This is a genomic window from Streptomyces sp. NBC_01077, assembly GCF_045162855.1.
Lineage (GTDB): Bacteria > Actinomycetota > Actinomycetes > Streptomycetales > Streptomycetaceae > Streptomyces.
In genome coordinates this window covers 7,520,157-7,533,151 of sequence record NZ_CP108669.1, presented here as the reverse complement: position 1 = coordinate 7,533,151, position 12,995 = coordinate 7,520,157, and the positions used below count along the sequence as shown (strand labels likewise).

The window sequence follows — 12,995 nt, the reverse complement described above, 5'->3', positions numbered from 1 at the left end:
CGGAGCCTGCGTCTTGTGCATTGCGAACCTGGGGCTTTGCGGCCACGGCGGTTCCTCCGGTCGGTTACACGTCGGCGGCGACGCGGGGGTCAAGGAGGTGGTGCGATGCGGTGCGGGTGCAGGAGGTGCGGCTCGTTGCGGGATGGTGCGGTGTGCGTGCGTGGGGAGTCGCGACGCGGGACGGAATGCCCGGTGAGCGTGCCCGGTGGGGGTGCGGGCAGGTATCACCGTCCCGGGAGGTGCCGTACGTCTTCTGCGTACGGCACCTCCCGGTCGGGCTGCCGCGGACCCCGCTCGGGTCCGCGGCGACCGACCGAGGGCCGTCCCCCTCGGTCGGACTCCATGGGGAGGGTCAGCCCTGGGCCGCGATGCGGGCCAGACGCTGTGCCTCCGCGCGCGCGTCGCGCGCGATGGTGTCCTCGTCGACGGTGAGCAGTCGGTCGTTCTCGACGATCTGCTTGCCGTTGACGAAGGAGGCCGTGACCGGGGCCGCCGCGCCGAAGACGATGGCGGTGACCGGGTCGGCGATCGTGGAGTGGCCGAGGCCGTCGATCTTCCACAGGACGAAGTCGGCGAGCTTGCCGGCTTCGAGGGAGCCGATGTTGTCGGCACGGCCGAGGACCTGGGCGCCGCCGTAGGTGCCGAGGCGCAGCGCCTGGCGGGCGTTGAGCGCGGCCTCGCGGTGGGCACCGAGGCGGTTGATGAGGAGCGCGTTGCGCAGCTCGGTGTGGAGCTCGCCGGACTCGTTGGAGGCGGTGCCGTCGACGCCGAGGCCGACGGGTACGCCCGCCTTCAGCATGTCGGGGACGCGGGCGATGCCGGCGGCGAGACGCGCGTTGGAGGAGGGGCAGTGCGCCACACCGGTCTTGGTGCGGGCGAAGGCCGCGATGTCGGAGTCGTTCATGTGGACGCAGTGCGCCATCCACACGTCCTCGCCGAGGAAGCCGGTGGACTCGAAGTAGTCCGTCGGGCCCATCCCGAAGAGCTCGTGGCAGAACTTCTCCTCCTCCACGGTCTCCGAGCCGTGGGTGTGCATGCGCACCCCGAGGCGGCGGCCGAGCGCCGCGCCCTCCCGGAGGAGTTCGGTGGAGATGGAGAAGGGCGAGCAGGGGGCGACGGCGATCTGGGTCATCGCGTCGAAGGAGGCGTCGTGGTACTTCTTCACCGTCTCCTCGGTCGCGGCGAGCGCGCCCTCGGTGGTCTCGACGGCGAAGTCCGGCGGCAGGCCGCCGTCCTTCTCGCTGCGGTCCATGGAGCCGCGGGCGAGGGTGAAGCGGACGCCCATCTCGGAGGCGGCGCCGATGATGGCACCGGACAGGTCACCGGAGTTCACCGGGTACACGTAGTGGTGGTCCATGGCGGTGGTGACACCGCCGCGGGCCATCATGGCCAGCGAGCCCTGGGCTGCGGCGCGCACCATCTGCTCGTCGATCCGCGCCCAGGTCGGGTAGAGCGCCACGAGCCAGTTGAAGAGGTTGTGGTCGGTCGCCAGGCCCCGGGTGATCCACTGGTAGAAGTGGTGGTGGGTGTTGACGAGACCGGGCGTGACGAGATGGCCGGTGGCGTCGATGCGCCGGACCACGTTCTCCAGTCCCTCGGGAGCCTTGCCGGCACCGATGGACTCGATCTTGTTGTCCGCGACGACGAGGTAGCCGGAGGCGTACTCGGTGTCGTTCGCGTCGACGGTCGCGATCGCCGCGTTCTCGATGACGATGCGCTGGGCTGCCGCAGGTGCTGCCATGGCGGTGGTTCCTTCATTCCTCTGGGGTGATGTGGGCACGGCAGGACCCTAGGAGGATTTGAGTGCCGGGGCCGCGTGACGGCTCCGGGTGCCGAGATGATGGAAGAACAGATTCAGCAGAACGGCGACGAGCGCGCCCGCGCTGATGCCGGAGCCGAGCACGGTCTGCGCCCAGGCGGGGAACTCGGCGTAGAAGGTGGGCGCGGCGAGCGGGATGATGCCCGCTCCGAGCGCGACGGCCACCAGGATGATGTTGGAGCTGTCGTCGAGTCCGGCTTCCGACAGGGTGCGGATGCCGCTGACCGCGATCGAGCCGAAGAGGACGATGCCGGCGCCGCCGAGGACGGGCATCGGGACCATCGAGACCACCGCGCCGAGGACCGGGAAGGCGCCGAGGACCAGCAGGGCGCCGCCGGCGACGGCCACCACGTACCGGGAGCGCACCCGGGTCAGCGAGACGACGCCGACGTTCTGGGCGAAGGCCGAGGTCGGGAAGCCGCCGAAGACGGGACCGATCAGGGTGGCGATGCCGTCGGTGCGCAGTCCCCTGGTGATGGTCCGGCCGTCGCTGCGCCGCTCGCAGATCTCGCCGAGGGCGAGCATGCCGGCGCTGGACTCGGTCATCAGGACCAGCATGACGATGCACAGGGAGAGGATCGCGGCGGGCTGGAACTCGGGGGCGCCGAAGGCGAAGGGGGCCGGCAGGGCCGCGACGGGCGCCTCGCGCAGGGCGGTGAAGTCGGCCATCCCGAAGGGGATCGCGGCGAGGGTGCCGATGAAGAGGCCGAGCAGCAGGGCGATCTGCTTGACGAAGCCCTTGCCGAAGCGCTGGAAGAGCAGGATGACGACGAGGGTGAAGCCGGCGAGCGCCAGGTACTTCATGGCGCCGAAGTCGGCGGCGGTCTTGTCGCCGCCCTGCGCCCAGCTCACCGGCACGGGCATCAGGGTGACCCCGATGAGGGTGATGACGACGCCGGTGACGAGCGGCGGGAAGAAGCGCAGGAGCCTGCCGAAGAAGGGTCCGACGGCGAGGCAGAAGACTCCGGCGACCATCACCGCGCCGTAGATGGCGGGGAGTTGGTGACCGGGGGCGCTGGTCTCGGCGATGGCGAGCATCGGCGCGATTCCGGCGGAGGAGGCGGCGTTGACGAACGGCAGCCGGTTGCCGGCGAAGCCTCGTACACCGAGGGTCTGCAGGATGGTCGCGCAGCCGGCGATGAGCAGGCTGGCCGCGATGAGCCGGGTCATTCCGGCGGCGTCCAGGCCGACGGCCTGACCGATGATGAGCGGAGGGGTCACGACGCCGGCGTACATGGCGGCGATGTGCTGGAGCGCCGCGGGGACGAGCCGCGAGGCGGGGAGCTTTTCGTCCACCGGATGGACCTGGTGTGTGGTGTCCGGTGGGGTGGAACACGGGCCTTCGGCGGGTGCCGGCCCCTTTGCGGGCTGTGTCATGAGAGTCCCTCCGGTCCGGTGCGGCCCCCGCCCGACTGCGGGCGGGCGGGGGCCGGTCACTCGGACGCCGCTTAGAGGTTGGTCATGTCGACCGGGATCTGCGCCGTTGCTCCGTCGCGGAGGACGGTGGCCTCGATGAGGCCGTACATGCGGTCGGCGGCGTAGTAGACCTCGTTGTCGTTCTTGAGGCCGAAGGGCTCGAGGTCGACCAGGAAGTGGTGCTTGTTCGGGAGCGAGAAGCGGACTTCGTCGATCTCCGAGCGGTGGTTGATGATGCGCGTGGCCATCTGGTACAGCGTCTGCTGGAGGGAGTACGAGTACGTCTCCGAGAAGGCTTCGAGCATGTGCTTCCTGGTCTGCTCGTAGGACCGTTCCCAGTTGGGCATGCGCTGGTCGTCGTCGGTCCAGTTGAACCGCCAGCGGGCGGACACCTGCGTGGCCAGGATGCGGTCGTACGCCTCCTGGAGCGTCGTGTACTGGTCCTTGATGTAGCCCCAGAACTCCGAGTTGGTGGAGTTCATGACGACGAGGTCCTTGAGGCCGGAGATGACCTCCCACTTCTCGCCGTCGTAGGTGATCTGGGTGACCCGCGTCTCCTGGCCCTTGCGGGCGAAGGAGTGGTTGACCTCTTCGGCCCCGATGAACTTGGAGTTGGCCTCGGAGGACGCGATGCGCTCCCAGGAGTACTCCTCGATCCGGATGCGCGCCGTCTTGATCGGCTCCTGGCTCGTCACGAAGTGGCGGGCGAGGTGGATGCCGAACTGCTCGGCGGACTCGATGCCGTACTCCTTGGCGAACGCGAAGATGGTGTTCTTCGTCGTGTCGGTGGGGAGGCAGTGGGCGTTCGAGCCGGTGAGGTGGACGTCGTCGAGGTCGCCGGAGAGGGCGACGGAGACGTTGAGGTCCTTGATGTGGTGGGTGTCGCCGTCCCGCGTGATCTTGACGACGCGGTTCTCTGCTTTGCCGTACTGGTTCTGGCCGAGAATCGTGGGCATGTCTGCTAGCTCCCTCGGTAAACGGAGTAGCCGAACGGGTTGAGCAGCAGCGGTACGTGATAGTGCTCGCCCGGCTTGACAGCGAACGTGATCGCCACCTCCGGGAAGAACGCACCGCTGTCCCTTACGCGGGGGGCGTCCTGCTGCGCCTCGGCTTGCTTCTTGGAGAAGTACGTCTCGACCTCGAAGTCGAGTCGTACGTGGGTGGTTGCTTCCGGCAGCGCCGGCAGGTCCTTGCAGCGCCCGTCCGCGTCGGTGGCCGAGCCACCGAGCGCGACCCACTCCGCGTCGAAGCCGCTGCGGGCCGCGAGCGTGATGGCGACGCCCTCGGCGGGGCGGCCGATGCTGGTGTCCAGGATGTGCGTGGACACCGAGGCTGTGGTGTCGGTGCTCATGCGGAGCTCTCTTCCTCTGCGAGTCGGGTCAGCCGGATGCGGTTGATCTTGCCCAGTTCGGTGCGGACGATCTCCCGCTCCTCCCCGGACGAGTTGCCGATCCGCTGCCGGAGCGCGTCGCGCATCTGCTCGCCGGTCAGGCCGGTGGCGCAGATGAGGAAGACGTGTCCGAACGTGTCCTGGTAGGCCAGGTTGAGTTCGAGCATCTCGGTCTTGAGCTCTGCCGAGGCGCCGGCCATCCCGCTCTGTTCGCGGGAGGAGGTCGGGTCCCCTGCCTTCGGACGACCGATCGGCGGGTGCCCCGCCATCGCCTCGGCCAGGTCCTCTGCGGTCAGCTCGGCCATGGCGGCGTCGCTGGCGAGGAAGAGAGCTTCGGCGGTGGAGTACGGGCGCTGGGCGAGGATCTTGCTCCCCCACGCCGAACTGGAACACACCTCGTGGAGCGCGGCGAGGGCCTCGCTGTCCGCGGAGGTGTTGAACCGGGTGAGGCCCGGTGTCGTACCTGAAGTCACGGGAAGCCTCCGTGGCTGTTTTTCGCTGTGCGTCGGACGGGCTGCGGATAGCTAACGCCCTCCGCAACATCACGTCAACACTTTGTTGAAAACTCGGCCATGCAAAAGCCGTCGTCCCGACATGCGGACGACGGCTTGTGGCCATACATGATCAACTACTCGCCCTTGGCGGCCTTTTCCCTGTTCAGGGCGGTCTCCCTGTTGAGGTAGTTGTACACGGTGAAGCGGCTGACACCCAGTGCACCCGCCACCGTCTCCACTCCATGGCGTACCGCGAAGGCCCCGCGCGCCTCCAGGAGCCGGACGGCTTCCTGCTTGGCCTTGCGGTCCAGTCCGGCCAGCGGCATCCCGTGCCGCCGCTCCATCGCCGCGAGGATGTGGTCGAGGGATTCGGACAGCTGCGGCAGCCGTACGGCGAGCACGTCCTCTCCCTCCCAGGACAGAACGACATCGTCGGCCTCCGCCTGCCCGGGGACGAGCAGCTCCGCACCCATGGCGTCGACCAGGGGCTTCACGGCCGCGACGAGAGGGTGCTCGGCCATCGCATCGACCGAGGGGTGCTCGGTCACCGCATCGATCGCAGGGCGCTCGCTCACTTCTCGTCCTCCCCGAGCACATTGACCTGGAGCGAGACGCGGGTGGCCCCGGCCGCGAGCGACTTGCGCAGCAGCGCGTCGACGGCGGTGAGCACCTCGTCGGCGCCGCCTTCCGCCGTGTTGCCGAAGGGGCCGACGTCGACCGCGTCCAGCTGGGCCGACTGGATGACCTCACGGGCCACGACCGCGTGCGCCGGCGCCTCGTCGAGGTCGAACGGCTCGGTCGTGAACTCCACTCTCAAACGCACCATGGCCCCACGCTACGGCCCCGCTCCGGCCTGCGGGAGCCCCGGACCTGCGGGGACCTCTTGACAAGCGCCTCCCCTGCCTTGCAACATTCCGTCAGACAGAAACTTACTTCCGCGATACGGAAGGAGCGCCGCCCCTCATGGCCCGCTTCTCAGTAGGCGCAGGCACGGACCAGCGCTTCGATGTGAACCTGTCGATCCTCTTCACGGAACTCCCGCTCCTGGAGCGCCCCGCGGCCGCCGCCGCGGCGGGCTTCACCGCGGTCGAGCTGTGGTGGCCCTGGATCGACACCGCCACCCCCGAGCAGAGCGAGCTCGACGCCCTCAAGAAAGCCCTTGAGGACGCCGGCACCCAGCTGGTGGGCCTGAACTTCTACGCCGGCCAGCTCCCCGGCCCGGACCGCGGAGCCCTCTCCGTGCCCGGGGAGGAGTCGGACCGCTTCCGCGCCAACATCGAGGTGGCCGCCGACTTCGCCGCCTCGGTCGGCTGCAAGGCGCTCAACGCGCTCTACGGCAACCGCGTCGAAGGCGTGGACCCGCAGATCCAGGACTCCCTCGCCCTGGAGAACCTGGTCCTGGCCGCCCGTGCGGCGGACCGGATCGGCGCGATCCTCCTCGTCGAGACCCTCAACAAGCCGGAGTCGCCGCTCTACCCGCTGGTGAGCGCCCCCTCCGCGATCGAGGTCATCGACAAGGTCAACGCGGCCACCGGCCTCGGCAACGCCAAGTTCCTCCTCGACATCTACCACCTGTCGATGAACGGCGAGGACGTCAGCCAGGTCATCGCGGAGTACGCGGCCAAGACCGGCCACGTACAGATCGCCGACAACCCGGGCCGTGGCGCGCCGGGCACCGGCGACCTGCCGCTCGAACAGCTCCTCGACGAGCTGAAGAAGGCCGGCTACGACGGCTGGATCGGCCTGGAGTACAAGGCCGCCGACGCCGCCGCGTCCTTCGAGTGGCTGCCCGCCGAGGCCCGCCCGGCTCGCTGACGCAGGCCCCCTCCCCGTACCACCTTGTTTTGAGAGGCACCCTCATGAGCAACCTTCCCAAGATTGCCTGGATCGGCCTCGGCATCATGGGCTCCCCCATGTCCGAGAACCTGATCAAGGCGGGCTACTCCGTCACCGGCTTCACCCTGGAGCAGGACAAGCTGGACCGCCTCACCGCGGCCGGCGGCAACGCCGCCGCGTCGATCGCGGAGGCCGTCAAGGACGCCGACGTCATCGTCACGATGGTGCCCGCCTCCCCGCACGTCGAGGCCATCTCCTACGGCCCCGAGGGCATCCTGGAGAACGCCAGGCAGGGCGCGCTGATCGTCGACATGTCGTCGATCACCCCGCAGACCTCGGTCGACCTCGCCAAGAACGCCGCCGCCAAGGGCATCCGTGTCATCGACGCCCCGGTCTCCGGCGGCGAGGCCGGCGCCATCGAGGCCGTGCTCTCGATCATGGTCGGTGGCGAGAAGGCCGACTTCGACGAGGCCCTCCCGGTCCTGGAGGCGCTCGGCAAGACCATCGTGCTGTGCGGCCCGCACGGCTCCGGCCAGACGGTGAAGGCCGCCAACCAGCTGATCGTCGCGGTCAACATCCAGGCCTGCGCCGAGGCCGTGGTCTTCCTGGAGAAGTCCGGTGTGGACCTCCAGGCCGCCCTCGACGTCCTCAACGGCGGCCTGGCCGGCTCGACCGTGCTGACCCGCAAGAAGGACAACTTCCTGAACCGGGACTTCAAGCCCGGCTTCCGGATCGACCTGCACCACAAGGACATGGGCATCGTCACCGACGCCGCCCGCAATGTCGGTGCGGCCCTCCCGGTCGGCGCGGTCGTCGCCCAGCTCGTGGCCTCGCTGCGCGCCCAGGGTGACGGCGGCCTGGACCACTCGGCCCTGCTGCGCGCCGTCGAGCGCCTCTCCGGCCAGCAGGTCTGATCCAGCGCCCCCGCGAGCGGGGGCCCCAGACTTCCGGTCGGCGGCGGCGCTGACAACTGTCCTGTCGCGCCCAGGCGCCGCCGCCGACCGGAACACCACACTTCCTTTTCAACAAACTGTTGACGTCACGTTCGAGCCGAATTTACGCTCCTCGGACCGTCAGCAGAGCTCCCGTACGGAAGGTCACGATGTCGAAGCGCGTGCTTACGACCGAGTCCGGCGCCCCCGTCGCCGACAACCAGAACTCCGCCACCGCCGGCGTCGGTGGCCCTCTCCTCCTCCAGGACCAGCACCTGCTGGAGAAGCTCGCGCGCTTCAACCGTGAGCGGATCCCGGAGCGCGTGGTGCACGCCCGCGGCTCCGGTGCGTACGGCTACTTCGAGGTGACCGACGACGTCACCGGGTTCACCAGGGCGAACTTCCTCGGCGAGGTCGGCAAGCGGACCGAGACGTTCATCCGCTTCTCCACCGTGGCCGACTCGCTCGGTGGCGCGGACGCCGTCCGTGACCCGCGCGGCTTCGCGCTGAAGTTCTACACCGAAGAGGGCAACTACGACCTCGTCGGCAACAACACCCCGGTGTTCTTCATCAAGGACCCGATCAAGTTCCCCGACTTCATCCACTCCCAGAAGCGCGACCCCTTCACGGGCAAGCAGGAGGCGGACAACGTCTGGGACTTCTGGGCACACGCCCCCGAGGCCACCCACCAGATCACCTGGCTCATGGGCGACCGCGGCATCCCGGCCTCGTACCGTCACATGAACGGCTACGGCTCGCACACCTACCAGTGGACCAACGAGGCGGGCGAGGCCTTCTTCGTCAAGTACCACTTCAAGACGAACCAGGGCATCCGGAGCCTCTCCGCCGACCAGGCCGCCGAGCTCGTCGGCAAGGACGCCAACTCGCACCAGACCGACCTGCTGCAGGCCATCGAGCGCGGTGTGAACCCCTCGTGGACCCTGTACGTCCAGGTGATGCCGGCCGCCGAGGCCGCGGAGTACCGCTTCAACCCGTTCGACCTCACCAAGGTCTGGCCGCACAGCGACTACCCGCTGCAGCGCGTGGGCCGCCTGGTCCTCGACCGCAACCCGGACAACGTCTTCGCCGAGGTCGAGCAGGCCGCGTTCTCCCCGAACAACTTCGTCCCGGGCATCGGCCCGTCGCCGGACAAGATGCTCCAGGGCCGCCTCTTCGCCTACGCGGACGCCCACCGCTACCGCCTCGGCGTCAACCACACCCAGCTCGCGGTGAACGCCCCCAAGGCGACCGTGGCCGAGAACTACGGCCGGGACGGTCTCATGGCCACCCGCCAGGGCTCGCGCCACGACAAGAACTACGAGCCCAACTCGTACCAGGGCCCGGCCCAGACCGAAGCGGCGCTCTCCGCCCCGCTCGCGATCCACGGCTGGACCGGCACCCACGAGGCGCCGCAGCACACCAAGGACGACGACTTCTTCCAGGCCGGTGAGCTCTACCGCCTGATGTCCGAGGACGAGAAGGGCCGCCTGATCGCGAACATCGCCGGCGGTCTGTCCCAGGTGTCCCGCGAGGACGTCATCGAGAAGAACCTCGCGCACTTCGCCGCCGCCGACGCGGAGTACGGCAAGCGCGTGGCGGAGGCGGTCAACGCCCTGCGCGAGGACTGACCGACCAGCAACACCCAGACTGCGTACGACACCTGACGGGAGGTCAGTGTCGTACGTGGTCCGGATCGCCGACCCGGATGAGGGGTGGCCGGTGATCCGGACAAGCGTGAGGACCGCGGCGGCGCCGAGCCAGTGCGGTGGTAAGGGCGCCGGTCCCCCTTCTTGACCTGAAAGGAGGGGTGCACCGGCCGCCCGTCGGCACCGCCGCGGTCCCAACGCCCTCTCTCGAAGGACTCCCCCCCGAGGGCCCCTCCCGAAGGAGTCCCCCGAGGGAATCCCCCAGACTCCGCCCGGCGGCGCGAACGTCCTGTCGCGCCAGCCTCGTGCCGTCGGGCGGTCACAAGCCGGAGAGCGCGGAACCAGGTTTACGGTCCCTGGTTCCGCGCTCTTCTTTGTGTGCGTACGGCCCCGAGGCCTTGTACGTACGGCCCCGGGGGCTTTGTACGTACGACCCCCGGGGGGCTTTGTGCGTACAGCCCCGGAGCGCATCGCTCAGCGCATCGTTTCTGCGGTGAAGATCCGCACCCGCTCGGAGGAGTGCACCGCGATTCGGGCCCGCCGCACCCCGCGCCCGGCGCTATCCACTCGCACATGATCAAGAACCTGCTGCGCGGGCTCACCCCGCTCGCCCTCATCCTGTCCCCGCTCGCCATCCCCTCCCCCGCCCTCTCCGCGAACGTCGTCCTCCTGCCCGACGCGCTCGCCGAGCTCACCGAGGCGGCCGAGGACCCGGACGGCTTCCGGGAGAGCGCGTTCCCCCACTGGAACGCCGGCCTCGACGCGTCGGACGGCTGCGACACCCGCTCCGAGGTCCTGCTCTCCGAGGCCGTCGACGCGCCCACGGCCGGCAAGGGCTGCGCACTGACCGGGGGCCGCTGGACCTCGTACTACGACGGCCAGAGCGTCTCCGACCCGGCCGCCCTCCGCGTCGACCACCTCGTCCCGCTCGCCGAGGCCTGGGAGTCGGGGGCCTCCGGCTGGACCGCGGCCCGGCGCGAACGGTTCGCGAACGACCAGGGCGCGACCGCGACCCTCGTCGCCGTCACCGCCCGCAGCCGGCAGGACAAGGCGGGACGGGACCCGGCCGAGTGGGTGCCCTCGGACGCCGCGCAGTACTGCCGTTACGTCGGCGAGTGGGTGTCCACCAAACTGCGCTGGGGCCTGTCGGCCGACAAGGACGAGGTGGAGTCGCTCAAGCTGTTCGCCGACGGTCCTTGCGAGGAGACGGTCGTGATCCGCTCGGCGACGCCTCGGTAGGTCCCTGCGCCCTCCCGTCGGCCCGCGCGAGCCAGAACGTCACGGCGAGCGAGGCGAGGGCGAGGAGCACCATCCCCGTACGCGGTGACGTGTACTGGGCGAGGGTGCCGGCCAGCGCCGCGCTCACCCCCTGGAGCGCGAGCATCCCCGAGGTGTGGAGGCCGAGGGCGTGACCGCCCAGTTCCTCCGGCACCAGGGCCATCAGCCGCTCCTGGTGCAGGAGGCTCGCCCCGTACCCGGCCGCCGAGACCGTCACCGCGAGCAGCGCGAGCGGCACCGCCGGGTCCAGGGCGAACAGCAGGAACGGGGCCGCGAGCAGCGCCTGCAGCGGAAAGCGGATCCGGCCGCGCAGCCGTGCCGGTACGAAGCGGCCGACGGCGGTGTCCCCGGCGAGCATCCCGAGCGCGGCGCAGGCGAAGAAGAGGCCGGCCCGCTCGGGGTCGTACGGCACGAAGAGCGACTCGCAGCCCACGATCAGCCCGTTGGGCACCCAGAGGGCGAGGTAGCAGCGGCGGCGCGCGGGCGAGGACAACAGCCGCCGATTGGTGCGCCAGGTCTCGCCGACCGAGGCCCGGCCCGCGGCTCGGGGCGGACGCGCCCCGAGGCCGAGACGGGCGAGGAGCGCGGCGGCGAGGTAGAGCCCGGCGCCCACGAGGACCGAGCCGCGCGGCGAGAGCAGGGCGATCAGGAGGCCGCCGGCCGCGAACCCGCCGATCTGGCAGACGCCGACGGCCATGTTCGTCACCGAGCGGCCGAGGAGGAAGTCCTCGCGGGCGAGGATCTCGTTGAGGAGCCCGTGACGCACGCCGCCGCCGAGCGAGGCGGCCAGCCCCTCGGCGAGAAGGATCACGAAGACCGCCCAGGTCGGCAGCCCGGGGACCGCCAGGAGGGCGGTGCCCAGGGCGAAGAAGAGCGCGATCCCGGCGATCGCGGCGCGCGGCGGCAGCCGGTCGGCGGCCGAGAGCAGGGTGGTCGCGCCGATCAGCTGGGCGAGCGAGGGCCCGAAGAGCGCGAGCGCGGAGAGGAGCGGGGAGCCGGTCGCGCGGAACACGAGCGTGGCGAGCCCGAGCCCGACGACCGTCTGGGCGGCGGTGTGGACAGCGCCGGTGAGGAAGAGCGGGGTGAACTCGGGAGTACGGAAGAGGTCGCGGTAGCGGGGCATGCCGGGGAGTCTCGGGGGCCGGCGGTGGTCTCGTTATTGTTTCGCGGAGAGGCGAAACGACGGGGGCGTGCGGTATGGGCTGGTGGCAGATCGGTACGGACTCCCTCGCCGGGAGCCGATTCGTCGTCTCTCCGCTCGCCGAGACGGTCGCGGCCCTCATGACCCTGCACGCGGCCGCCGGCGCCCACCCGGGCGAGCGCGCCTGGCTGACCGCGCACCTCCCCGCGTACCGGGAACGCCTCGCCGCCGAACCGCTCGACGCGCTGCTCGTACGGGCGGCCATCGGACGCACGTGGAACGCCGACTTCCTGACGCCGACGCCGACGGGCGGGCCCGAGCGTCCCTTCGAGGAGGAGGTCGTGGCGGTCCGCGAGGTCGAACAAGTCGATGCCGTAACCCAGTTGGAGGTCGCGGTCGGCGGGCCCGTACCGGAACCGCTGCACACGGCGAAGGACCTGCCACGGCGCATGACGGAGGTCCTGGAGTGGGTGTGGCGGGAGACGGTGCTGCCCGACTGGCCGCGCCGCCGCCGGGTCCTGGAGGCCGATGTGGTGGCGCGGACCGCCCTGTTGGGCCGGGGCGGGTGGGCGGCGGCACTCGACGAGCTGTGCCCGGGGAAGATGCGGTGGCTGGGCGACGGGCGGCTCCAGGTCAACCCCCGCGCCTATCCCCCGAGATCGGTCGACGGCGGCCGGCTGCTCTTCGTCCCCGTGACACCGAACCGGGGTTGGGTCTCCTGGGCGGGATCCGAACGGTTCGCGATCGTGTACGCGTGCTCCGGCGCCCTGACGGACGCGACGGGACCGGTCGTGCCCGAGGCGCTCGGCGCGCTGCTGGGCGGGATGCGCGCCGGGGTGCTCGTACGGCTCGAACACCCCAAGTCCACCAGCCAGTTGGTGGCGCAGACCGGGCAGGGACTCGGCTCGGTGGGACGGCATCTGAAGGTGCTGCTCGACGCCGGGCTCGTACGGCGGGACCGGGCGGGCCGGTCGGTCCTGTACGAGTGGACGGAGGCGGGCGCGGTGCTCGTACGGGCGCAGCGCTGACGGGCGCGTGAACGC

13 protein-coding genes are annotated in these 12,995 nt (G+C 70.3%); 5 read left to right on the top strand and 8 right to left on the bottom strand.

Annotated elements, in window-relative coordinates; all coding sequences use genetic code 11:
• Window positions 1-352: 352 nt before the first annotated feature.
• From OG462_RS34080 to OG462_RS34050, 7 genes are all read right to left on the bottom strand, one after another.
• Entirely contained in the window at window positions 353-1,741 is a 1,389-nt protein-coding gene (locus OG462_RS34080; RefSeq protein ID WP_406063660.1) for an 8-oxoguanine deaminase, read from the bottom strand.
• A 48-nt stretch (window positions 1,742-1,789) separates the two neighbouring features.
• The gene (locus tag OG462_RS34075; protein WP_406063658.1) at window positions 1,790-3,196 is read right to left on the bottom strand and encodes a nucleobase:cation symporter-2 family protein; all 1,407 of its coding nucleotides are present in this window, start codon (window positions 3,194-3,196) and stop codon (window positions 1,790-1,792) included.
• Between the two features lie 71 nt (window positions 3,197-3,267).
• On the bottom strand, window positions 3,268-4,191 hold the full coding sequence (gene pucL / locus OG462_RS34070; protein ID WP_406063656.1) for a factor-independent urate hydroxylase: 924 nt from the start codon (window positions 4,189-4,191) through the stop codon (window positions 3,268-3,270).
• Window positions 4,192-4,196: 5 nt separating this feature from the next.
• Entirely contained in the window at window positions 4,197-4,586 is a 390-nt protein-coding gene (gene uraH, locus OG462_RS34065) for a hydroxyisourate hydrolase (protein ID WP_406063654.1), read from the bottom strand.
• Entirely contained in the window at window positions 4,583-5,098 is a 516-nt protein-coding gene (gene uraD / locus OG462_RS34060) for a 2-oxo-4-hydroxy-4-carboxy-5-ureidoimidazoline decarboxylase (RefSeq protein ID WP_406063652.1), read from the bottom strand. Before uraD ends, uraH begins: the two co-directional genes overlap by 4 nt.
• Before the next feature lie 155 nt (window positions 5,099-5,253).
• Window positions 5,254-5,640, bottom strand: a complete 387-nt coding sequence (locus OG462_RS34055) for a helix-turn-helix domain-containing protein (RefSeq protein WP_406066829.1) — start codon at window positions 5,638-5,640, stop codon at window positions 5,254-5,256.
• A 50-nt stretch (window positions 5,641-5,690) separates the two neighbouring features.
• Window positions 5,691-5,945 carry a thiamine-binding protein gene (locus OG462_RS34050; protein ID WP_406063650.1) on the bottom strand — a complete coding sequence of 85 codons (255 nt, stop codon included), beginning with the start codon at window positions 5,943-5,945 and terminating at the stop codon, window positions 5,691-5,693.
• 137 nt (window positions 5,946-6,082) lie between these two features.
• Here OG462_RS34050 and OG462_RS34045 point away from each other — a divergent pair, with 137 nt between their 5' ends.
• From OG462_RS34045 to OG462_RS34030, 4 genes are all read left to right on the top strand, one after another.
• Window positions 6,083-6,934 (top strand): TIM barrel protein, encoded by an 852-nt coding sequence (locus OG462_RS34045; RefSeq protein WP_406063648.1) that lies wholly within the window; start codon window positions 6,083-6,085, stop codon window positions 6,932-6,934.
• 44 nt (window positions 6,935-6,978) lie between these two features.
• Entirely contained in the window at window positions 6,979-7,869 is an 891-nt protein-coding gene (locus tag OG462_RS34040) for a 2-hydroxy-3-oxopropionate reductase (RefSeq protein WP_406063646.1), read from the top strand.
• A gap of 188 nt (window positions 7,870-8,057) precedes the next feature.
• Entirely contained in the window at window positions 8,058-9,515 is a 1,458-nt protein-coding gene (locus OG462_RS34035) for a catalase (RefSeq protein WP_406063644.1), read from the top strand.
• Window positions 9,516-10,106: 591 nt separating this feature from the next.
• Window positions 10,107-10,772: an HNH endonuclease gene (locus OG462_RS34030; protein ID WP_406063642.1), complete on the top strand. Its 666-nt coding sequence runs from the start codon at window positions 10,107-10,109 to the stop codon at window positions 10,770-10,772.
• Here OG462_RS34030 and OG462_RS34025 read toward each other — a convergent pair.
• Window positions 10,708-11,934 carry an MFS transporter gene (locus OG462_RS34025; protein ID WP_406063640.1) on the bottom strand — a complete coding sequence of 409 codons (1,227 nt, stop codon included), beginning with the start codon at window positions 11,932-11,934 and terminating at the stop codon, window positions 10,708-10,710. The two genes, OG462_RS34030 and OG462_RS34025, sit on opposite strands and share 65 nt — an antisense overlap.
• Window positions 11,935-12,008: 74 nt before the next feature.
• Here OG462_RS34025 and OG462_RS34020 point away from each other — a divergent pair, with 74 nt between their 5' ends.
• Complete coding sequence (locus tag OG462_RS34020) at window positions 12,009-12,980, top strand: ArsR family transcriptional regulator (RefSeq protein ID WP_406063638.1); 972 nt, start codon at window positions 12,009-12,011, stop codon at window positions 12,978-12,980.
• The last annotated feature ends 15 nt before the right edge of the window (window positions 12,981-12,995 follow it).

What these genes read in the sequence shown, in the direction of transcription:
- OG462_RS34080 (WP_406063660.1), bottom strand. Translation starts at nt 1,741, where the DNA reads ATGGCAGCACCTGCGGCAGCCCAGCGCATCGTCATCGAGAACGCGGCG.
- OG462_RS34075 (WP_406063658.1), bottom strand. Translation starts at nt 3,196, where the DNA reads ATGACACAGCCCGCAAAGGGGCCGGCACCCGCCGAAGGCCCGTGTTCC.
- pucL (WP_406063656.1), bottom strand. Translation starts at nt 4,191, where the DNA reads ATGCCCACGATTCTCGGCCAGAACCAGTACGGCAAAGCAGAGAACCGC.
- uraH (WP_406063654.1), bottom strand. Translation starts at nt 4,586, where the DNA reads ATGAGCACCGACACCACAGCCTCGGTGTCCACGCACATCCTGGACACC.
- OG462_RS34055 (WP_406066829.1), bottom strand. Translation starts at nt 5,640, where the DNA reads ATGGCCGAGCACCCTCTCGTCGCGGCCGTGAAGCCCCTGGTCGACGCC.
- OG462_RS34050 (WP_406063650.1), bottom strand. Translation starts at nt 5,945, where the DNA reads ATGGTGCGTTTGAGAGTGGAGTTCACGACCGAGCCGTTCGACCTCGAC.
- OG462_RS34045 (WP_406063648.1), top strand. Translation starts at nt 6,083, where the DNA reads ATGGCCCGCTTCTCAGTAGGCGCAGGCACGGACCAGCGCTTCGATGTG.
- OG462_RS34040 (WP_406063646.1), top strand. Translation starts at nt 6,979, where the DNA reads ATGAGCAACCTTCCCAAGATTGCCTGGATCGGCCTCGGCATCATGGGC.
- OG462_RS34035 (WP_406063644.1), top strand. Translation starts at nt 8,058, where the DNA reads ATGTCGAAGCGCGTGCTTACGACCGAGTCCGGCGCCCCCGTCGCCGAC.
- OG462_RS34030 (WP_406063642.1), top strand. Translation starts at nt 10,107, where the DNA reads ATGATCAAGAACCTGCTGCGCGGGCTCACCCCGCTCGCCCTCATCCTG.
- OG462_RS34025 (WP_406063640.1), bottom strand. Translation starts at nt 11,934, where the DNA reads ATGCCCCGCTACCGCGACCTCTTCCGTACTCCCGAGTTCACCCCGCTC.
- OG462_RS34020 (WP_406063638.1), top strand. Translation starts at nt 12,009, where the DNA reads ATGGGCTGGTGGCAGATCGGTACGGACTCCCTCGCCGGGAGCCGATTC.